This is a genomic window from Sutcliffiella horikoshii (genome assembly GCF_020524325.1).
GTDB lineage: Bacteria > Bacillota > Bacilli > Bacillales > Bacillaceae_I > Sutcliffiella_A > Sutcliffiella_A horikoshii_D.
This window is the reverse complement of the sequence record NZ_JAIVKY010000007.1, coordinates 150780-171678: the sequence shown is the minus strand read 5'-3', so window position 1 is coordinate 171678 and position 20899 is coordinate 150780. Positions and strand designations below refer to the sequence as shown.

General features: G+C 42.7%; 23 protein-coding genes. 7 read left to right on the top strand and 16 right to left on the bottom strand.

Going from position 1 to position 20899, the window contains the following annotated elements:
• Window positions 1-120: 120 nt before the first annotated feature.
• Window positions 121-1095 carry a phosphate acetyltransferase gene (gene pta, locus LC091_RS09795; RefSeq protein WP_226681841.1) on the bottom strand — a complete coding sequence of 325 codons (975 nt, stop codon included), beginning with the start codon at window positions 1093-1095 and terminating at the stop codon, window positions 121-123.
• 278 nt (window positions 1096-1373) lie between these two features.
• On the opposite strand from pta, the gene hemQ reads away from it, so the two are divergent.
• Window positions 1374-2117, top strand: coding sequence for a hydrogen peroxide-dependent heme synthase (gene hemQ, locus LC091_RS09790; protein ID WP_010197518.1), 744 nt, complete (start codon window positions 1374-1376; stop codon window positions 2115-2117).
• 693 nt (window positions 2118-2810) lie between these two features.
• Window positions 2811-3344 (top strand): spore coat protein GerQ, encoded by a 534-nt coding sequence (gene gerQ, locus LC091_RS09785; protein WP_226681840.1) that lies wholly within the window; start codon window positions 2811-2813, stop codon window positions 3342-3344.
• Window positions 3345-3497: 153 nt separating this feature from the next.
• Here gerQ and LC091_RS09780 read toward each other — a convergent pair whose 3' ends face one another.
• The 8 genes from LC091_RS09780 to LC091_RS09745 form a co-directional block, all read right to left on the bottom strand.
• A complete protein-coding gene (locus LC091_RS09780; RefSeq protein ID WP_226681839.1) occupies window positions 3498-3866 on the bottom strand; it encodes a DUF423 domain-containing protein in 369 nt (122 codons plus the stop codon).
• Between the two features lie 205 nt (window positions 3867-4071).
• A complete protein-coding gene (locus tag LC091_RS09775) occupies window positions 4072-4371 on the bottom strand; it encodes a hypothetical protein (RefSeq protein WP_010197523.1) in 300 nt (99 codons plus the stop codon).
• A 153-nt stretch (window positions 4372-4524) separates the two neighbouring features.
• Window positions 4525-4869 carry a YwdI family protein gene (locus LC091_RS09770; protein WP_226681838.1) on the bottom strand — a complete coding sequence of 115 codons (345 nt, stop codon included), beginning with the start codon at window positions 4867-4869 and terminating at the stop codon, window positions 4525-4527.
• Window positions 4870-4892: 23 nt separating this feature from the next.
• Window positions 4893-5414 carry a DUF420 domain-containing protein gene (locus LC091_RS09765; protein WP_226681837.1) on the bottom strand — a complete coding sequence of 174 codons (522 nt, stop codon included), beginning with the start codon at window positions 5412-5414 and terminating at the stop codon, window positions 4893-4895.
• Between the two features lie 13 nt (window positions 5415-5427).
• On the bottom strand, window positions 5428-5631 hold the full coding sequence (locus tag LC091_RS09760) for a hypothetical protein (RefSeq protein ID WP_226681836.1): 204 nt from the start codon (window positions 5629-5631) through the stop codon (window positions 5428-5430).
• 111 nt (window positions 5632-5742) lie between these two features.
• Complete coding sequence (locus LC091_RS09755; protein ID WP_226681835.1) at window positions 5743-7446, bottom strand: methyl-accepting chemotaxis protein; 1704 nt, start codon at window positions 7444-7446, stop codon at window positions 5743-5745.
• 519 nt (window positions 7447-7965) lie between these two features.
• Window positions 7966-8718, bottom strand: coding sequence for an ion transporter (locus LC091_RS09750; RefSeq protein WP_264179278.1), 753 nt, complete (start codon window positions 8716-8718; stop codon window positions 7966-7968).
• A 64-nt stretch (window positions 8719-8782) separates the two neighbouring features.
• Window positions 8783-9454 (bottom strand): uracil-DNA glycosylase, encoded by a 672-nt coding sequence (locus tag LC091_RS09745; RefSeq protein ID WP_226681833.1) that lies wholly within the window; start codon window positions 9452-9454, stop codon window positions 8783-8785.
• 353 nt (window positions 9455-9807) lie between these two features.
• Here LC091_RS09745 and zwf point away from each other — a divergent pair, with 353 nt between their 5' ends.
• Window positions 9808-11286 (top strand): glucose-6-phosphate dehydrogenase, encoded by a 1479-nt coding sequence (gene zwf, locus LC091_RS09740; RefSeq protein WP_226681832.1) that lies wholly within the window; start codon window positions 9808-9810, stop codon window positions 11284-11286.
• A 32-nt stretch (window positions 11287-11318) separates the two neighbouring features.
• Window positions 11319-11933 carry a cyclase family protein gene (locus tag LC091_RS09735; RefSeq protein ID WP_226681831.1) on the top strand — a complete coding sequence of 205 codons (615 nt, stop codon included), beginning with the start codon at window positions 11319-11321 and terminating at the stop codon, window positions 11931-11933.
• Between the two features lie 370 nt (window positions 11934-12303).
• Here LC091_RS09735 and gndA read toward each other — a convergent pair whose 3' ends face one another.
• Both gndA and LC091_RS09725 read right to left on the bottom strand, forming a co-directional pair.
• On the bottom strand, window positions 12304-13713 hold the full coding sequence (gndA, locus tag LC091_RS09730; protein ID WP_226681830.1) for an NADP-dependent phosphogluconate dehydrogenase: 1410 nt from the start codon (window positions 13711-13713) through the stop codon (window positions 12304-12306).
• Between the two features lie 139 nt (window positions 13714-13852).
• Window positions 13853-14497, bottom strand: a complete 645-nt coding sequence (locus LC091_RS09725) for a DUF1836 domain-containing protein (protein ID WP_226681829.1) — start codon at window positions 14495-14497, stop codon at window positions 13853-13855.
• 170 nt (window positions 14498-14667) lie between these two features.
• Here LC091_RS09725 and htpX point away from each other — a divergent pair, with 170 nt between their 5' ends.
• Window positions 14668-15546 (top strand): protease HtpX, encoded by an 879-nt coding sequence (htpX, locus tag LC091_RS09720; RefSeq protein ID WP_088019828.1) that lies wholly within the window; start codon window positions 14668-14670, stop codon window positions 15544-15546.
• A gap of 49 nt (window positions 15547-15595) precedes the next feature.
• Here htpX and LC091_RS09715 read toward each other — a convergent pair whose 3' ends face one another.
• The gene (locus LC091_RS09715; protein WP_148965265.1) at window positions 15596-15853 is read right to left on the bottom strand and encodes a GlsB/YeaQ/YmgE family stress response membrane protein; all 258 of its coding nucleotides are present in this window, start codon (window positions 15851-15853) and stop codon (window positions 15596-15598) included.
• A 142-nt stretch (window positions 15854-15995) separates the two neighbouring features.
• Between LC091_RS09715 and LC091_RS09710 the strand changes: the two genes are divergently transcribed.
• Together LC091_RS09710 and LC091_RS09705 are read left to right on the top strand one after the other, a co-directional pair.
• Window positions 15996-16484: an SRPBCC family protein gene (locus LC091_RS09710; protein ID WP_226681828.1), complete on the top strand. Its 489-nt coding sequence runs from the start codon at window positions 15996-15998 to the stop codon at window positions 16482-16484.
• Between the two features lie 76 nt (window positions 16485-16560).
• Complete coding sequence (locus tag LC091_RS09705) at window positions 16561-17112, top strand: VanZ family protein (protein ID WP_226681827.1); 552 nt, start codon at window positions 16561-16563, stop codon at window positions 17110-17112.
• A 429-nt stretch (window positions 17113-17541) separates the two neighbouring features.
• On the opposite strand, the gene nfsA is transcribed toward LC091_RS09705, so the two are convergent.
• The 4 genes from nfsA to ccmA all read right to left on the bottom strand — a co-directional run bounded on the left by nfsA (window position 17542) and on the right by ccmA (window position 20744).
• Window positions 17542-18291, bottom strand: coding sequence for an oxygen-insensitive NADPH nitroreductase (nfsA, locus tag LC091_RS09700; protein WP_226681826.1), 750 nt, complete (start codon window positions 18289-18291; stop codon window positions 17542-17544).
• A 72-nt stretch (window positions 18292-18363) separates the two neighbouring features.
• A complete protein-coding gene (locus LC091_RS09695; RefSeq protein WP_226681825.1) occupies window positions 18364-18987 on the bottom strand; it encodes a TetR/AcrR family transcriptional regulator in 624 nt (207 codons plus the stop codon).
• A gap of 24 nt (window positions 18988-19011) precedes the next feature.
• Entirely contained in the window at window positions 19012-20022 is a 1011-nt protein-coding gene (locus LC091_RS09690; RefSeq protein ID WP_226681824.1) for an ABC transporter permease, read from the bottom strand.
• The gene (gene ccmA, locus LC091_RS09685; protein ID WP_226681823.1) at window positions 20019-20744 is read right to left on the bottom strand and encodes a heme ABC exporter ATP-binding protein CcmA; all 726 of its coding nucleotides are present in this window, start codon (window positions 20742-20744) and stop codon (window positions 20019-20021) included. The genes LC091_RS09690 and ccmA overlap by 4 nt, the downstream gene beginning before the upstream one ends.
• Window positions 20745-20899: the final 155 nt, after the last annotated feature.

Genomic DNA, 20899 nt, shown 5'->3' with positions numbered 1-20899 from the left:
AAAAAAAATACCCTTTGGGGGTCAGACCCCCAAAGGGTTTTCCCTCTCCGTGTCGAATACTTAAAAGAGGTATGTGCTTGGTGGCACATACCTCTTTTTATGTTATTTCTATTAAGTAAGTTAGTTAACCGCTTGGCCTGCTGTGATGAGGGCCAGTTTGTAGACGTCTTCTACGCTGCAGCCGCGGGATAGGTCGTTTACTGGTTTGTTGAGTCCTTGTAGGATTGGTCCTACTGCTTCGAAGTTTCCTAGGCGTTGAGCAATTTTGTAGCCGATGTTTCCTGCTTCCAAGCTTGGGAATACGAATACGTTTGCGTCACCTTGGATTTTCGAACCTGGTGCTTTCTTTTCCGCAACAGATGGTACGAATGCTGCATCAAATTGGAACTCTCCGTCCACCACAAGTTCAGGTGCACGTTCTGATGCAATGCGTGCCGCTTCTACCACACGCTCTGTTTCCGGTGATTTTGCAGATCCTTTTGTAGAGAAGCTTAGCATTGCCACTTTCGGCTCAATACCGAACATGTTCGCTGTTGCCGCACTCTCAACTGCGATTTCTGCAAGGTCATTGCTGTCAGGAGAAATGTTGATTGCGCAGTCTGCGAATACATACTTCTCGTCGTTACGAACCATGATGAAAACACCAGAAGTTTTGCGTACGCCTTCTTTTGTTTTGATAATTTGTAATGCCGGACGCACTGTGTCGGCTGTAGAATGCGCCGCTCCACTTACAAGTCCTTGCGCACGGTCCACGTGTACAAGCATGGTGCCGAAGTAGTTCGGGTTCAATAAGATTTTACGTGCATCCTCTTCCGTCGCTTTACCTTTACGACGCTCCACGAAAGAAGCGACAAGCTCGTCCATGTTTTCGTATGTCTTTGGATCGTAAATTTCTACGCCGTCCAGAGTCAGCTTTAACTCGGAAGCAAGTCCGTTGATCTCGTCCAAATCTCCAACCACAATTGGCTTCACCATATTTTCTGCAGCCAAACGTGCAACAGCCGTTAATACACGCTCATCATTTCCTTCTGGGAATACAATTTTGATATCTTTTCCTGCCACTTTGTCTTTTAATGTTTGAAATAAATCGCTCACAAAGGTCACTCCTTAATCCGCTTTATTTTCGCTTCTATTGTTTAGGATACTCCTTCAACATGGAAAAGCAACCGATACCTTCTATTGTTATCGCTTACAGAAAAAAGTCTTTATTTTCTAAAAAAAGTCCTCCGTCTATGCCCTACTATTGTATCTGTGCTGCCTTTTCCTATTCATGAAGCTTTCACAATTTTGGAGTTTTACTTACAGGAAGTCATGGGGAAACTGTGATATAGTAAGGAAGGATACATACACAATCTTTTTAAGGAGTGATTGTAATGAGTGAAGCAGCTCAAACATTGGATGGCTGGTATTGCCTCCATGATTTTCGTACGGTAGATTGGGCCCTTTGGAAGACGCTTTCAAGCGAAGAACGCCAAACGGCTATTAATGAATTCCTTGGACTTGTGGAGAAATGGAACACGGTTCAATTAGAAAAGAACGGAAGTCACGCGTTGTACTCCATCGTGGGGCAGAAAGCGGACTTCATGATGATGCTTCTTCGTCCGACGTTAGAAGAATTGAATGAAATCGAAAACGAATTTAATAAAACAACTTTAGCTCAATACACAGTTCCTGTACACTCTTATGTGTCGATTGTAGAGCTTAGCAACTACTTACCTGAAGGCGAGGATCCTTATCAGAATCCGCAAATCCTTGCTAGACTATACCCTGAATTGCCAAAAGCAAAGCATGTCTGCTTCTACCCGATGGACAAGCGCCGTAACGGGGAAGACAACTGGTATATGCTGCCGATGGAAGACCGTCGCCGTATGATGCGCAGCCACGGGATGATTGGCCGTCAGTATGCTGGAAAAGTGAAGCAGGTCATCACTGGTTCTGTCGGTTTTGACGACTACGAGTGGGGCGTAACATTGTTTGCGGACGAAGCACTTCAGTTCAAGAAGCTTGTATATGAAATGCGCTTTGACGAAGTTAGTGCGCGTTTCGGTGAGTTTGGTGCATTCTATGTAGGTAACCTGTTGGAAGAAGATCGCGTTTATTCTTTCTTGCACGTGTAAAATAAAGATTGATTTGCTGACGTCAAGCCGCCCAGTTGGATTCCCAGTTTGGTGGCTTGGCGTTTTTTTGTGATGTTTCGGATCTGAGACGACTTGTCTATTTTTCTATTATCGAACACTATTTTTGGGGGAGCTTTGGGAGTTGAGATGTCCTCTCTGTTACCGAACCTCTTTGGGTTTTCGAGCTTCGGGCTTTGAGACGCCTTCTCTGTTACCGAACGCTTTTGGTTTTTGAAGCTTCGGGCCTCGAGACGTCTTTTCTGTTACCGAACGCCTTTGAGTTTTCGAGCTTCGGGCCTTGAGACGTCTCTTCTGTTACCGAACGCTTTTGGTTTTTGAAGCTTCGCGCCTTGAGACGTCTTTTCTGTTACCGAACACCTTTGGGTTTTCGAGCTTCGGGCCTTGAGACGTCTTTTCTGTTACCGAACCTCTTTGGGTTTTCGAGCTTCGGGCCTTGAGACGTCTTCCCTGTTACATTTGTTGAAACAATTTCGTACTCTAACTTTCTTATTACTCCTCCCCCCTCTCCACCCCTGTCATATTCCTTCTTAAAAACTCATACAATCAAGTAGTGCGACTTAATCTTTTGAACCATAGCACCCTTTTCAGCCCGAGCGAGGTGGGTTTGGGCATGGAGATGGGAGTTATTTCTCACAACGAAGCAGATAAAAGTTTTTGAGGAGGGAATGACAGATGAATCAACAGTTTTCTCAGGCAGCAGGTACCCCTTTTTCTACGGGGTACGGAGCAGATCCTTACTCATCCTATTACAGAAACTATGGGCAACAGTGGTATGGTGGCGGTGGAGGCGGTTTTCCGATGCAGCAAATGCAACAGCAGCAACCTCAACAACAGCAAGTGGCAGGACAGCAAACAGGAATACCATCTTATCCAACTCAATTTCAACCTGGCGGCCAGCAAGGTGGGCAGGATGTTCCAGGCATGCTTCCGCTAGAGCAATCCTATATTGAAAATATTCTTCGCTTAAATCGTGGGAAACTGGCAACCGTGTACATGACATTCGAGAACAACCGGGAATGGAATGCAAAAATATTTAAAGGAATCATAGAAGCGGCAGGACGCGATCACATTATCCTGAGTGACCCACAAACCGGCAAACGCTACCTACTCCTGATGGTTTACCTAGACTACATCACATTCGACGAAGAGCTCGACTACGAATACCCATTCAACGGCGGAGGCCTGACCCAATACCAACCAAGGTAAAAACAAACTAAAGAAAAGCTTTAGAAAACAAATAAAAAAGAGGGGCTGACGATGTTGTGTGTTAACGCATTAACGCACAGCGGGTCAGACCCCTCTTTATTCCTTTACCTCTTTACAACTCAAACGCAATAAACCAAACTATCTAAAACCCTTTTACCCTTTCACCGCTGCCACAATGATGAGCACCCATCCGATGAGGAAGGCTACGCCGCCTAGTGGGGTGATGGCTCCGAGTATTTTTACGCCGGAGAGGGTGAGGATGTACAGGCTTCCGGAGAATAGGATGATTCCGATGAGGAAGGACCAGCCTGCTCCGTTTAATAGGCCTGTGCTGTTGAAGCGTTCCATGAGTAGCGCCACGACGAAAAGTCCGCCTGCATGGAACATTTGGTATGTAACACCGGTTTTCCAGATCTCAATCATTCTCTCGGATACTTTTCCTTCCAGTCCGTGGGCTCCAAATGCCCCGAGAGCCACTGCCAAAAATGCGTTTATTGCTGCAATGATGATAAATAAATTCATGTCCATTTTCCACCTTTCAAAAGGTCTGTTTAATTTCTTCAATATAATGAATTATATAGTATTAGCTTCCCCGGACCAAGCGGGATACCTAAGCTGCCCTCCGTTATTTAACCTGAGTACACATAATGTTCACTTACTCCCTCCTATCATAAAAAAACGCCCCCACCGCCTCGTTCATGAAAGCAGTAAGAGCATTTCGTCGAAATCATCTTGAATGAAGATAAATTTGCAGAGCCTGTTTAAGCTCCCGTTCTTTTTTTTCCGTTTGTATATGATAATGATCACCATCTATGTTAGACAAAAAGTCATTATATCCATGTGAATGTAAGAATTCATTGACACTTGTAACGTCTTCTCTTGTGGAGAGCAAATTTTTCTGCCCAACAAAGTCACCATTTACATACACTTCATAACGATCGTGGGAAAGTTTTGTCGACGAGTCAAAATTAGTGCTTACGTACGCCGCCATCAAACCATACATCGATCCGTCTGTACCACCAGGCATGTAAAACACCTCCATTACTTACTGGGGTGTTTATAGTTTAAGTTACCACGCCGTTTTTAGTATGGTAAGTTGTGGGGAGAAACCACCTGCAGATAACAATAAGAAAAACACTTTAACCCTTTAGAGAAGTAACAAGGGGTCTGACCCCTCCTCTTAAAAGTCAAACAAAGAGTCCCCGTTCGCGTCGTCTTCTTTGATGGGTTTGGATGGGGCGTTTGTGATGGTTGGTGGTTGGGTGGGCGGCGTGTAGATGGGTGCCGCTTGTTCGAATGATACGGGCGCTCTTTGAATGCTGCGAGTCGTTTTAGCAGCAGCTGGTTGTGATGCCGCTCTTGAGGAAGCAAACCCATCTCCTTCCGAATCCGTCTCCAACGCCAACTCACACAGGGATTTTATCGCAGCAAGGTGCTCCCGCTTCTTTTGCACATTTCCAGTGTCTATGGCACGCTCCAATTCAGACTCTAAGCGAGCAAGAACCTTATCGATTGTGATACTCATCCTTCTTCCCTCCTTGAAAAATCCTAGTAATACGGTGAAATCATTAAGTACACAATAACACCTGTAAGACTGACATATAACCATAATGGCATCGTCCAGCGCGCAATCTTTCTGTGACGTTCCTTATGCATGCTTAGTCCGGTTGCCAAGGAATATAACGCCAATGGCACTATAACTACGGCCAACACGATATGAGTCAGTAAAATAAAGAAATAGATGGACCGGATAATTCCTTCTCCTCCAAATGGAGTGGACTCTGTTAAGGAATGATACGTCACATATGTAACTAAAAACAAGGTGGTAGATGAAAATGCAGCAAAGATGAAGCGGCGATGGACCGTAATGTTTTTCTTCTTAATAGCAATTAAGGCACACACCAAAAAGACAAAAGTAAAGCTATTGAAAATTGCGTTCATCATCGGCAAAAACGTTAAGTCGACATGCGCCAAACCTTCATACTGAGGAAGGAAAAACAGCACGACAACCAGGGCATTTACCGCAATCGAAATTCCGATAATCCATGGTAAATAATTTATTTTTTTCATAGTTAATCTCCTTTTACACATAATACCCGTTCTCGCCAGGTTTTATTGGCGAATCTTTTCCGTCGAACTTCAAACAAGGACTTCCTGAAGAGCGCAGGACAGCATTGGAAGGCATCTGGTTTGTTTTAAAACCGAAAGCCCGGCATCCTTTTGGGAACTTAGCATCCCAGGTGACATAGTAATGCTTGCATTTCAAGCAATTAATCCGTTTTGCCATGCTCCCCACCCTTTCCTTTTGAATCCTTCTTTGTCCATCCTTCATTCTACCATCTTCCAACTTCCCATAAAATAAAAAACCTGCGGAGAATCACCCCCGCAGGCTTCATGTTCACGATTTATTCATGTTTATGGATGCAATGTTGGCCGCCAAGTCTTCCGCGGTCTCTTTTACTGTATCAACCGTACGTCTCATGTTATTGGATAAGTCCACCTGGTGATCTGCAGCCTTTACGACCTCACCCATCTCCTCAGTAAGCTCGGAAGACGATGCAACCAAGTCATTTACAGAGTGGACAATCTCATTTACTCCCTGGCTGATTTCTTCCATTGTCACCGTGATATGAGTTCCCTGTTCAAGCAGTGCTCCGCTGTTCGTGGCAATTTCCTGGAACAACTTCGCGGAAGCTTCATTTTTTTCGTTCGTCTGCTCGATCGTTTCTTTAAAGAGTTGAAACTCTTTCAGCACTTCATTTGTATCTTCCTGAATGCGACCCGTGATGCCGTTAATTTGTTTGGAAAAGAGATCTGTCTGGCCGGATAGCTTCCTGATTTCATCTGCCACGACTGCAAACCCTTTGCCAGCCTCCCCTGCCCGTGCAGCTTCAATGGAGGCATTAAGGGCAAGCAAGTTTGTCTGTGTGGTAATTTCGGTAATTCCCTTGAGGAAACTGTTCGCTTCATCAATATCTACTTTTATTTTTGTAAATCGATCTACAATCGTTTCCGTCTCCTTGGAAGATTGATGCATGTCGGCAACCATCTGCTGCAATGACTGCGCGCCTCTTTTCGAAAGGCTCTCCATTCCTTCCAGGTTGCGTTTCATCTCATCCACAATGCTGTAAATCTCTTGCGTGCTAGCAGATGCCTGCTCCGTAACCGCTGAAATGGCAGCTGTCCCTTCATACTGCATGGACACTTTTTCGGTTACTTGTTCTGACCGCTGTTTGATCCCTGCAGACTCTTCTAAGTTCTGTTCTGCTGCCACCAAGAGCTCTTTCATGACATGCTGAAGGCGTTGATTTGCCCCAAGACTTCCTTGCATAAGTTGCTCAATATTTTGTCCCATGGTGGTGAGAGACGTCTCGATCTGTCCAAACTCATCTTTTCTCAAAGAAGATTGCTCTGCTTCATATAAGAAGTCGCCCTCCTGATAGGCGTTCACGCGACTAAGAACCTGGTTGACTCCTTTGTTAAATGCCGTTCTGAACAATAGAAGAGCAAGGATTGGAACCAATACAAGGATAGCCAATGTTATCAAAGTCCATCGTTCGGTAGAGACTACTTTATCTTGGATGACCTGTCTGTTTTCATCATTAAATGCCTGTAAGAACTCCATGCCACTATCATTTGCGCGCTCGATTTGATTCCGCGCTTTGGCTAGGTCTTCCGATGTCGTGATTCGAACACGATCCATGTTGGCGGCATTCGAAACATCGCTAATGATGTCGAATTGTTTTGACAATGTTTCATGTGAAACAACAAAATACTGTTTCAGCTGACCAAATTCCTCAAATTCCTCAAAATAAGGCTCGAAATCTTGGAGCTTCTTTTCGGTTTGCGTTAAATTTTCTTCTATTTTTTGTACATGTGTTTTGGAATACCCACTTGATACGACAAAATACATATCTGCCAATGTACTTTGATAGGATTGCACCAGCTCAAAATAACTCTCATTGATTTTCGTAATCTCGTCTAACTCCTTGACCCCTTTTTGCACCTGCATGCTGTTCACCCAAATGACAAGGGACGCTGCCAGGCCGATACTCCCGATTAATAGAGTCAAAACTAACAGCCTCTTTCTCATACTCCCCATTTTTCTTCCCCCCACAAATAAACTCACCCTCGAAGATGAAACCGTTTGCACAAATGCTCATAATTGTTTTATCTCTTTTATTTATTTTCGGCACAAAACAGCTGGGTCTTAAGTATCATTTCTAAATTATTTTATCTTTTGATAAAAGTTGAATGATATATCCATGTTGATTGTAGTGGAAGGCGCGCAGACGCCCGCGGGAGGAAGGGACAGGTGAGACCCAGCAACGAAGGACGCCACTGAAAAAGTCTTTTTTTTTAAACGTTGTATAGACACCGCTGTTGATTTCCTAAAAAGGCTTCGCTTTCCTAGGGGCACTGCTGGAGCCTCCGCCTTTTTCTCCAATCACCAGCTAGAAATCATTTAAGCACATGAGATTTCAATTTTCAGTGGCTTCCAACGAAGTGAGGGCTCACGGACCGCCCGCAGGCAAGCAAAGGGCCTAGAACGGGGATCAACGGGTATTATATACTTTAAAAAAGACGCCAAGAGTACTAACACTCCTGCGCGTCCTTTGACTTATATCTTTTCTTTGTTTTGTAAAAGTTGCTTCAGCTCTGCAATTTCATTCGTAATTTTCGCCAGCTCTTTTTTGCTAACTTCTATTTTATCTTCTTTCAATTCCTCTTCCTTTGCTTCCTGAATATTGTTCAAGATCTCCCCGACAATCAGGTTCAAGACGATAAACGTTCCAACTAGGATGAAGGAAACGAAGTATACCCATGAAAGCGAGCTCTCAGCGAATATGGGACGAAAAATACCACTTGCCCAAGACTCCAATGTAATGACTTGGAACAGTGAGACAAGCGCTAAATGCAGTGACCCGAAATACTCTGGTGAAATATCTCCATAAAGCAGGACGCCCAATACTGCGTACACGTAAAAGACTAGAGATAGTAACATCATAATGGTTCCGAGCGACGGTATGGTTTTAAGGAATGCCGTCACAAGTCGATTTAAGGATGGAACGACCGTAATGGCGCGCAAAACCCTTAGCACACGTAAGATTCGGATGGCTGATATAAAATAAGTTCCGCTGAAGAACAGAACCCCTGCGACAATGACAAAGTCAAAAACATTCCATCTGCTTTTGAAGAAATGGTGAAGTTTCTTTTCAGCAAGCATTCTTAAAATAATCTCAATGGTAAAAAACCATAAGAAAAACACTTCAAAGCCATAAATCAGCCCCGCATATTCCGCTCTTAAATCAGGATAAGTCTCGACCCCGATTAAGATGGCGTTTAAGAGGATAACAAACATCACAGTATTCATAAAATAACGGTGTCGGACTATATGTTGGATCGTCTTTTTCAATTCGTGCACTTCCTTATATTTTTTAAGGCGTTAATCGCCAATCGATTGTATCTTGACCGGTTTCTTCCAAGATGGCATTTACCTTTGAGAAAGGCCTGCTGCCAAAAAATCCTTTTCGCGCGGAGAAAGGGCTCGGGTGCGCGCTTTTCAGGATAAAATGATGATCATTCGTAATCAGCGCTTCCTTTTGTTCCGCATGTTTGCCCCAAAGGATAAAAATGACTGGCTTTTCGCGCTCATTTAACGCTCGGATGACTTCATCGGTAAATAGCTCCCAACCCTTTCCTTTATGGGAATTCGGATTGCTTTCTCTGACCGTCAAAACCGTATTTAATAATAACACACCTTGCTTTGCCCACTCCATCAAAAAGCCATGATTTACAGGCTCTAAGCCTTGGTCTTCATAAAGCTCACGGTAAATATTTTTTAGCGAAGGTGGGACTCGCACTCCTCTTTGGACAGAGAAACTCATGCCGTGCGCCTGTCCTTTCCCGTGGTAAGGGTCTTGCCCTAATATAACGACTTTTACATCTTCAAAACTTGTAGCTTGGAATGCTGAGAAGATGGCTTCCTTTTCTGGATAGACGGTTTGCGTTGCATATTCCTCTTCAAGGAAAGTCATCAGATCCTTAAAATACTTTTGGGACGCCTCTTTTTCCAACAAATCCTTCCACGTTCCACTAACATTCTCCATTGCTTGTACCTCCGTTCATACCTGTCATTCTTACTTTATCATATAGATGAATTAATTGGTTTCCGAAGTTTTCATATGAATGGTTTTGCCCTTAATTTTTCATACTAAGACAAGTCCTATCATTCTGAGATTTAACCTCAGATGTGATATAGTGATTGGTAAGTAAATAAGGCTTAATAAAGATTGAAATCCTTCCCAGTAACAGATAAAATAAAATACTTGGGTAGGTTATTTTTTCAATGTTTCATACTTATTTTTGTAATTGCTACATTTTTACATAATTAATCAGCCTAATCAACGGTAATGTTATAACACATATTTTGAAGAATAGTACATAAAGCGAGGTTCTTAAGGTGAGTAAAAAAGAAAATCCGACATCTTTAATTGTCATTTTTGGTGCAACAGGAGATCTAGCGAAACGAAAGCTGTATCCTTCCATCTATCGTCTTTATAAAAATGGTAGCATCTCTAAAAACTTTGCTGTTGTCGGCGTTGCAAGACGTCCGCTCACAAATGAGGAGTTCCGTTCTAATGTGTCTAATTCTGTCAGCAACGTGGCCAATGGCGACGGAAATGTTGAAGAATTCAGCTCTCACTTCTATTATCATCCTTTTGATGTGACAAGCAGCGAATCTTACCAACAGCTAAAAGGATTGTGCGGTGAACTGGATTCCGACTACGAAACGAATGGGAATAGAATTTTCTATCTTGCCATGGCTCCTGAGTTCTTCGGCACGATTGCCACGAACCTGAAGTCAGAAGGCCTTACTGAAACAGACGGTTGGAAGCGCCTTGTCATAGAAAAGCCGTTCGGTCACAATCTTCCATCTGCAAAAGATTTGAATGCTGAAATTCGTCAAGCATTTGATGAATCGGAAATCTATCGTATTGATCATTATCTTGGAAAAGAAATGGTCCAAAATATAGAAGTAATCCGTTTTGCCAACGCTCTTTTCGAGCCGCTCTGGAATAACCGTTACATCTCTAACATCCAAATTACCTCAAGTGAAGTGCTTGGAGTCGAGGATCGCGGACGTTATTATGAAAACTCTGGTGCACTGCGTGACATGGTGCAAAATCATATGCTTCAAATGGTTGCGCTTCTTGCGATGGAGCCGCCTATCAAACTGAATCCAGAAGAGATTCGCAGTGAAAAAGTGAAAGTCTTGCGTGCGATGAGAAAGATTGAGCAAGATGACGTCGAGGACTATTTCGTTCGCGGACAGTATGGCGCCGGGATTGTGGACGGTGACCAGGTACAAGGCTATCGCGAGGAAAATTCAGTGGATCCTAACTCCAATACGGAAACGTATGTGGCAGGTAAATTATTGATTGATAATTTCCGTTGGGCTGGTGTTCCCATCTATATTCGTACTGGAAAGAGAATGAGTGAAAAATCCACGAAGATTATCGTTCAGTTCAAGGATATTCCGATGAATTTATACTATAATCGTGGGGAAAAGGTAGATCCTAACCTACTGGTCATTAACATTCAACCGGAAGAAGGGATTACCTTGCATTTAAATGCGAAAAAATCGGGTAAGGATGTAACAACCACTCCTATCAGACTTGATTATACAAACAACTGCATCGACGGCATTAACACGCCTGAAGCTTATGAGCGTTTGATCTATGACGCGATGCGAGGCGATATGACAAACTTCACTCACTGGGATGAAGTGGCCCTTTCTTGGAGCTTTATCGATGAGATCTCCAAAGCGTGGGAAAACACGAGGGCATTTGATTTCCCGAACTACGAATCAGGTTCCATGGGTCCAAAACAGGCCGACGGATTATTAGAAAAAGACGGCTTCCATTGGTGGCCATTGTAAGTACTTGAATAATAGAAGGGAGACTTTAACATATGAAAGTTTACGACGTATCATCCCCAATTTACACGGGAATGCCAGTATATAAAAACAAACCCGAAAAGCAACCAAAACAAACGACCAACACAAACGGTTATGTAACTGAAACCCGCCTGGAGCTGGATGTCCACACAGGAACGCACGTCGATGCCCCGCTTCATATGGTGGTAGACGGAGAAACAATCGAAACCTTGCCATTGGACAAGCTTGTAGGTCCTTGTAAAGTTTTCGATTTAACAGCAGTTGAGGACCGCATTACGGTGAAGGATATTGAAGGGCTTGATATTGGCAAAGACGATTTCCTTTTATTCAAAACGAAAAATTCCTTTGATGAAGATTTCAACTTTGACTTTGTGTTTGTAGCAGAGGATGCTGCGGCGTACTTGGCTGAAATCGGCGTGAGCGGCGTTGGCGTCGATGCACTTGGCATTGAGCGCAGCCAAGAAGGCCACCCTACACACAAAACGCTTTTCGCAAATGGTGTTATCATCATTGAAGGATTGCGCTTGAAGGATATCGCAGAAGGCGAGTACATCATGTGTGCAGCGCCATTGAAGCTGAGCGGTGTGGATGCATCACCGGCACGTATTGTATTGATGGATATGAAATAAGATTTGAGTAGATTTGCCACTCTGTCCCCGGGTTTTGGGGGCGGGGTGGTTTTTTGTGTGTATTGGAGGTGTGCGGGCCATTTGAAAGAGGTGATATTTGGGATATCAATAATTCTGGGATTATATCGAGAAATTTCGGGATATATCAAGAAATTTTGAGATATATCAAGAAAACTCGGGTGGATATCGAGAAAAAAACAAATATATCAAGAAATAACTAGAAAAATAAGTAAATCAATAAAAACCGAACGGAATCTGTGACCACGCACCTGATATATCAACCAACACCACCACCCCACAAAAAAACCAACCCACAGCCCCCGCATCAAGCAGGAACCACAGATTGGTCCAATTTATCAAAAACTAAAACTTACTTCATCCACTCCGTATGGAAGATCCCTTCCTTGTCCACACGTTGATACGTGTGAGCACCGAAGTAGTCTCGCTGCGCTTGGATCAAGTTTGCAGGCAACGTCTCAGAGCGGTAGCTGTCATAGTATGCAAGCGCGCTTGAGAAGGATGGTACAGGTACGCCGTGCTGGATCGCAACGCCAAGGATTTCGCGAAGGCCACCTTGGTAGCTTTCCACGATTTCTTTGAAGTATGGGTCAAGCAATAGGTTTGCAAGACCAGCTTCACGGTCGTATGCTTCTTTGATTTTTTGCAAGAATTGGGCACGGATGATACAACCGCCGCGGAAGATCATGGCGATCTCGCCGTATTTCAGGTCCCAACCGTACTCTTCAGATGCTGCACGCAATTGTGCAAATCCTTGAGCGTAAGAGCAGATTTTGCTCATGTAAAGTGCTTTGCGCACGCTCTCGATGAATGCTTCCTTGTCACCAGTAAAAGCGACCGCTTCTGGTCCGCGCAGGATTCCGCTTGCTTTTACGCGCTCTTCTTTCATTGCAGAGATGAAGCGTGCGAATACAGATTCAGTGATGATTGGAAGTGGAACGCCCAAGTCTAATGCGCTCTTACTTGTCCATTTACCAGTACCTTTTTGTCCAGCTGTATCAAGAATAACATCTACAAGTGGCTTGCCTGTTTCGTCATCCACTTTTGTAAAGATGTCTGCTGTGATCTCGATCAAGTAGCTGTCCAATTCACCTTTGTTCCACTCTGCAAACACTTCGTGAAGCTCTTGTGCAGAAAGACCAAGTACATTCTTCAATAAGAAATATGCTTCACTGATTAATTGCATGTCGCCGTATTCGATACCGTTATGCACCATTTTTACATAGTGTCCGGCACCGTCTGGACCGATGTATGTGCAGCAAGCATCGCCTTCTACTTTTGCAGAAATGCTCTTCAAGATATCTTCTACTAGCTCGTAGGCTTCTTTCTGTCCACCAGGCATGATGGAAGGACCTTTTAACGCTCCCTCTTCCCCACCTGATACACCTGTACCGATGAAGTTCAAACCAAGCTCGCCAAGTTCCTTGTTACGACGAATAGTATCTGTGTAAAGTGTGTTACCACCGTCAATCAGGATATCACCTTTATCAAGATAAGGTTTTAAAGAGTCAATAGTAGCATCTGTCGGTCCGCCTGCTTTTACCATCAGTAAAATTTTACGAGGGGACTCTAGAGATTGAACGAATTCTTCGATGCTGTATGTACCTTTGAAGTTTCTTCCTTCTGTTTCTTGAAGGAATTCTTCTGTTTTTTCCGGGGAACGGTTGAATACGGAAACGGAATAACCTCTGCTCTCAATGTTCATTGCCAGGTTTTTACCCATAACTGCTAAACCGATTACGCCGATTTGTTGCTTTGCCATAATATAAAAACTTCCCTTCTTCAAGGTAATTTATTTCGCGATAGTCCGCATTGAAAATACCATATTAAGCCCAGTCAAATCAAGCTTTAAACCTATTATAACCTAACTTCTGAAAGTGAAGCGTTTACATGCAATAAACTTATTCTTTTCCGTTTTTCCCCATCACATACCGTTGTGCCCACGCTTTCAAAAAATTAGTTCTAACAGCCAGCGTTGCCACCATCATCGCATCAAAAATCTTACCTTTATCTTCTACTGAAAATCCATTTTCCGTTATTAAAAATTGTTCAATTTCACTTTTAATGTTGCTCTCTGTCAGTAAATTTGTCTTTTTCATCAACTGCTCATACAAACAAGCATAGCCTTGATAAAACTTCAAAGGACTGATGATATCATCTTCCCTATCCACAGGATTATTGAAAATAGAGCCAAGCACCTTCCTGATTGCTTCAAAATCTAGCAGCACTTTAAGGTCTTTAACAATAAAAAGCAATGCGGCCTGCTGGATAGAATATTTCCGTCCTACTTGAGGGGCACCTATGTATTCTTTTATTTCACGTTTCACCCAATTTTTCAAAGCCGGTTCTGTATAATGGGCGCTTTCCAACTGATTACCGAGCCACACAATATTGGACATTGTTAAGCCCACTTCCTCTTTCTCTTTTTTAGAAGAAAGATTTTGGAAACTTTTCGGCATGTCCTTCCCCTTTTCAACAGAAAGCGTCCCTTGTTCCATCTTGACTAAAAACTCGGCCAACTCCAATCTGGTCCACTCTTTACTCATACCCTAACACACCCTCTTCATCCGACATTCCTGCATTTATAGTAAAATGGCCAGCCGGTTTCGTCAAATAATGTCAGACACTTTCGTTGAAAAGTTAGGCCATTCCATCTATAATAGAGACATTAGAGATAGAGGTTCAAAAGACCTCAAAACTTTTCAGGAGGAGAAACATGGCAAAACGTATATTCTTTTTTATCCTTACGAACGTACTTGTCTTAACAACGATTTCCATCATCTTTATGGTGACTGGTGCTGGAAACTATATTGAAGATGGCGGAATAAATTTCGGAGCACTTCTAGTATTTAGTGCCATTGTTGGTTTCACAGGTTCCTTCATTTCCTTATTGATGTCCCGTTGGATGGCTAAGAAAATGATGAACGTGAAAGTCATCGATCCAGATGGTCCGATGAACTCACAAGAGCGTCAAATTGTTGAAATGGTTCACCGCATGTCCCGTGCTGCTGGTATCACGAAAATGCCAGAAGTTGGAATTTATTACTCTCCAGAGGTTAACGCATTTGCTACAGGTCCTTCCAAGAACCGTTCATTAGTAGCTGTTTCTTCTGGCCTTTTAGATGAAATGGACGAAGCCGCTGTTGAAGGGGTTATCGCCCATGAGGTTGCCCACATCGCCAATGGTGATATGGTAACCATGACGTTATTACAAGGTGTTGTGAATACATTCGTTGTATTCTTGGCTCGTATCGCAGCTTTCATCGCGTCTCGTTTTGTAAAAGAAGAAATGGCACCGATCGTACATTTCATTGCCATTATCGTATTCCAAATCGCATTCTCAATCCTTGGAAGCATCGTCGTATTTGCCTTCTCCCGTTACCGTGAGTTCCACGCTGACCGTGGAGGCGCAGATCTTGCAGGTAAAGACAAAATGGTGCATGCATTACGTTCCCTTCAAGCTTACACAAACCGTGTGACAGAAGAGAAAGATACTGCGATTGCATCTCTTAAAATCAACGGGAAGAGAAAGAGTTCTTTATTCTCTACTCACCCTGATTTAAATGAACGTATCCGTCGTTTAGAAGCAAAATAAGCAATAAAAAGAGGCAGCCGGATGGTTGCCTTTTTTTATTATCCTACTATTATGTTGCGCTTCTCATACCTCTTGAAATCAATGTTAACAAGAATACGAAGATTGCGGCACCAATGATGGCTGGGACGATGGCAAAGTCAGCAATGACAGGTCCCCAAGTTCCGAATAAGCCGTGACCAATCCAAGCCCCTACAAGTCCTGCAAGCATAGCTCCCAATATTCCACCAGGCATGCCACCAGGTGCGATGGCACTTCCAATCATACCGATAACAATTGCTATTATAAGGGTAATTAATAATCCTAACATAATAATTTCCTCCTCGAATTTTAATAAGTTCAACTTGTTACTGTGTATATTTCCGTCTCGTGAACTTTTTAAACTTCCTTGTTTCAAATTCTCGCTAGTCCTTCCTTTTTCTGTGCTATTATTAAATCAAAAGACATGGTTTATGAGAGGAGCAATCACCTTGCCAGATATTCAGGATTCCGTCATTATTTCCAAGCCCTTGGAAGAGGTATTTTCTTATGCGGCCAATATGGACAACTCTTCAAAAATAATGCAAAATGTTGTGGCTATTGAGAAGTTAACAGAAGGACCAGTACAGGTTGGTACCAAGTTTAAAGAAACCCGTGAAATTCGTGGGCGTCAAGCATCATCTATCATTGAATTTATCGAATTCTTACCGAATGAACGTTATGTGGTCCAAAGTGAAGCAAATGGGCTGAAGGTTATTTACCACTATGACTTTAAGCCAACCGTGGAGGGTGGCACGAAGGTTCACTTCCAAGGGGACATCCATACTTCAGGCATCGTCATGAAGCTCACCAAGCCTATTATCCGAAAGATCTTGAAAAAAGAAGACGGCGACCATCTTTCCCAATTAAAGAAACTGTTAGAAGGAACTGCCGAGGAAGAAGAAACGGAAACAAAAGAGTAACCGGGCGGTATACGACCCGGTTTTTTCTTTGAGCGGAGGTTGCAACTTTTTGAAGAAAATATTTATTCCCTTCATATTGAGCTTCATAATTTTTACTATTTTCATTCCCATCACAACTACTCTCACTACTTACTTGCATCCTGTTGTTTTGGTAGTGCTCTTTTTTTGCTTGCTAGTTGTTAACCTAGCCATCTATTTATTTCTAACGAATCAACAAGTGATGGTAAGACGCCCCTACCTAATCGGCGCCTTTATTCTATACACCCTTTCCCTGCTGGTTCTTCTATTCATGAGGCCTAGCGAGCCGGCCTATGATAACAGCAATCTTGTTCCTTTTGAAACCATTTCACTTTACCTTTCTGGTAATGCTGGTTGGTTTGTTTCTTTCTACAACTTGGCTGCTAATGTAGGATTATTTGTACCCTTTGGGGTTTTACTGGCATTTTGGACTAGAAGCTTTTTAATCAGAGCGTTCCTTCCTTTTGCACTAATTTTTTGTATTGAAATCTCCCAGTTGCTTACCAATAGAGGCAGCCTGGATATTGACGATTTGATTTTGAATGTACTAGGGTTTTATATAGGATATGCATTGGTTCCTTTCGTGAGAAAGATTGTACTAATAAAGTGAATGAAGTAACCTTGTTGATTGGAGTGGAAGGCGCGCAGACGCCCGCGGGAGGAAGGGACAGGTGAGACCCCGCAACAGAGGACGCCACTGAAAAAGTCTATTAATTAAGATGTTGTATTGACACCGCTGTTGATTTCCGAAAAAGGCTTCGCTTTCCTAGGGGCGCTGCTGGAGCTTCCTCGGCTTCGCCTGCGGGGTCTCCACCTAGCACTATCTCCCTCAGGAGTCTCCGCCTTTTTCTCCAATCACCAGCTAGAAATCATTTAAGTACATGAGATTTCAGTTTATCAGTGGCTTCCAACGGAGTGAGGAGGCTCACGGACCGCCCGCAGGCAAGCGAAGCGCCTTGAACGGAAATCAACGGTAAAATAAATTTGAAAAAGGCATCCCCATTAACGATAACGAGGCTGCCTTCTTATTTGTGTAATATTATTTTTTCGCAAATCCCTGCTTCTCCACAAACCCCTTCATATGCATACGCTTCGGCTCTTTCAACATCCCTGCCATTTGACTAGTCCATGTGTCGGAACGTTTCCCCTGCGTACGGTCATGATAATAAGAAGAAATCTCCCGGTCGTAGTCTTCCAATTGCGCTTTAAAGACCTTTTCATCCTGTTGATATTCCTCTTCGTGGTACACATTCCCCATCGGTAAACGAGGTTTCACTCCTGTATCCTGAGCGGGATAGCCTACTGCGAGGCCGAATAAAGGAATCGTATTGGCCGGCATTTTTAAAAGCTCTGCCACTTCATATATATTCGTACGAAGTCCCCCAATATAACAGATGCCAAGGCCCATGGATTCTGCAGCAACAGCTGCATTCTGTGCGGCAAGCGATGCATCAATGACCGCCACCATAAACTTTTCCGTGCTCTCGATGGAAGAGGTAACATCTGTTCCTTCCATTTCACCAATTAGTGCATGGCGTCGGAAATCCGCGCAGAACACGAAGAAATGTCCATTATCTTCTACATATGATTGATTTCCGGCAAGCTCAGCCAAGCGTTTTTTCTTCGCCTTATCTTTTACTCCTATAATAGAATAGGCTTGAACAAAACTTGACGTGGAAGCAGCTTGAGCGCTTTTTACGATCGTTTTTATTTGTTCCTCCGTTAAGCATTTATCTTCAAATTTTCGAACGGAGCGATGCGAAAGTAAGGTTTCAATAGTCTTATTCAAGATGTCCCCTCCTGTGGTCTTTTCTCCATTGTACACATGGAGGATCTCCCTTTTCCACTTTCACCGCTCCGTTTATTTTTGCCCCGGACTTAAACCGTCCATTAAAAAGGAAATGGCGGCTTCTAGTTCATGATTAAAATCCTGTTTTTCATCTAGAAGCCGTTGAGTAAAGATCGTTCCAGCGATAGTTGATATAGTAAAACGGATAATGGTTTCAGGAGGAAGCTTTTTCAACTCCCCCTTATCTTGGAAATGCACGACTACATTTGTAAAGTTAGGCAGGATAACGTCTTTGAAGAGTGTGAAATATGGTTTTTGAAACTCTTCATGGAACGCGACTTCCTGAATGAAAATTTTTAAAATCGGGAAATTCTGCTTAATAAAATCATAGCGATTGTATGCTAGTTTTCTGAGGAACTCCTCATAGCTGTGATACTCACCCTCCAATACTTCCTTTGAGAAGGATTTTACAAAATGTGGTGCAACAAACTTGGCAACCGTTGGAGAAACAATAGAGAGGAGCAATTCCTTTTTCGTTTTATAATGTCTAAATATGGTCCCCTCAGCAACTCCGGCTTTTTTTGCTATTTCATTGGTAGAAGTAGCCGCATACCCTTTCTCTGCAAAAGTATCGATGGCTGCCTCCAGTATTTTTTGGTGTTTTTCGCTCATTTTTTTCTCTTCTTGATTGCCCATGCTTGCTCCTTTCCGTATTTAGCCTTATGTCGGTCGATATTTTTTTAAAGCTCTAATGTTTAATAAGATAAATAAAAGTGAAAATCCAAATAGCAATAGAATATAGCTATAAATCTCTTCTATCCCTTTCCCTCTAATCATAATATCTTTCATTGCTTCTCCTGCATAGGTTAAAGGCATCAATAAACTTACTTTTTGAAGCCAGGAAGGCATAGCTTCAATCGAAAACAAGCCGGAAAAGAACACTTGCGGAACAACAACCAACGGAATGAATTGAATCATTTGTAACTCATTCTTGGCAAATGCAGATAACAAGGTTCCGAGTGTCAACGCCGTGATGGCGACAGTAAAGGTAACAAAAAGAATGGATAGTATATTTCCTTCCATTTGAATATCTAGAATATAGATAGTAAAAAAGACAATGATGCTAGACTGAATGAGCGTAAAAATTCCAAACCCCGCTACATACCCCATTACAAGCTCCCACCTTTTGATTGGTGTTGCCATCAGCCTTTCCAATGTTCCACTGGTCCGTTCGCGAAGAAAAGATACACCCGCAATTAAAAAGACAAAAAAGAAAACGAAGAAGACGATAAGAAAGGGACCAATATTATCAAACATCTCCATTGACTCTGATCCATATGCATACTCTACTTCAAATGGTAGTTCCTTGTTTTCGTCAGGCTGACTCAACTTTTGCAGCTTAAGCAGGATTCCTTTATTTACAGATGGATCGCTTCCCTCTAACACTAATTTTTCCTGTGTAAAAAGGGCATCGATTTCCGACTCTGCTATCTTTCCCAATCCCTCCTCTTCACTGCCGACTAAAATTAATTCCAAATTTTCATCTTCAAGATGTTGCACTAGTGTTTGAACCTCTTCCACCACTCCGATTTCAATATTCGATTCCTGGTCTGCAAATACCACATTCATGAGAGCCAAGATGAGCATAGGTGCAATTATCATTAAACCTAGTGTTCTTTTATCTCGGAAAAACTGACGTAAAATTCTTATGATCACAGCAGTTACTCTCATACGGTCGCACCCCCAAAAGTCAAAAATGCATCTTCCATGTTAGTTGTACCTGTCTTTCTTTGTAGTTCCTCTGTACTTCCTACCGCGAGCAGGCTTCCCTCTCTTATCATTGCAAGGCGATCACATTTTTGGGCTTCATCCATTACATGTGTCGTAACAAGTACGGTGGTACCTTCTTTGCTTAGTGCCTTCAGTTCCTGCCATATTGATTTCCTAAGGAGAGGATCAATACCTACAGTAGGTTCATCTAAAATGAGAATCTCCGGGTTGTGGAGAAGGGAGATTGCAAGTGAGAGTCTACGTTTCATTCCGCCTGAGAATTGCTGCACAGGTTTGTGGAGATGCTCACTGAGATTTACAAGCTCCATCACTTTGCCAATTCTCTTCTTTCTATCACTCCTGTTTAATTTATACAGTGATGAAAAAAAATGGAGGTTCTCTTGGGCAGTCAAATCTTGATACAAGGCATCTGATTGCGCCATGTAACCTATTTTCTCAGAGAGTGATAAAGTAGGCATTTTACGTGCAAGCACCTCTACCTCCCCATTATGAATGGGCTGAAGCCCAGCGATTGCTTTCACAAGAGTTGTTTTTCCCGCTCCTGATGGGCCTAAAAAACCAAAGACTTCCCCTTTATTAATGGATAAATTGATATCTTTCAATACTTCTTGTTTACCGAATGAAATAGATAAATTAGATACTTTGCAAATTTGAGTTGTCATTGTATTACTCCTCTCTAAAAAGTGAGTGATTACTCACTTTTTATTAAAACATACTGGAAGTACAACCTTTCTGTCAAGAAAAACTGTACATTGGACTACCACAAAAAAAGAAGGAATATATCTATAAGTAGAGAAATGTAAAGGAGGGATGGGAT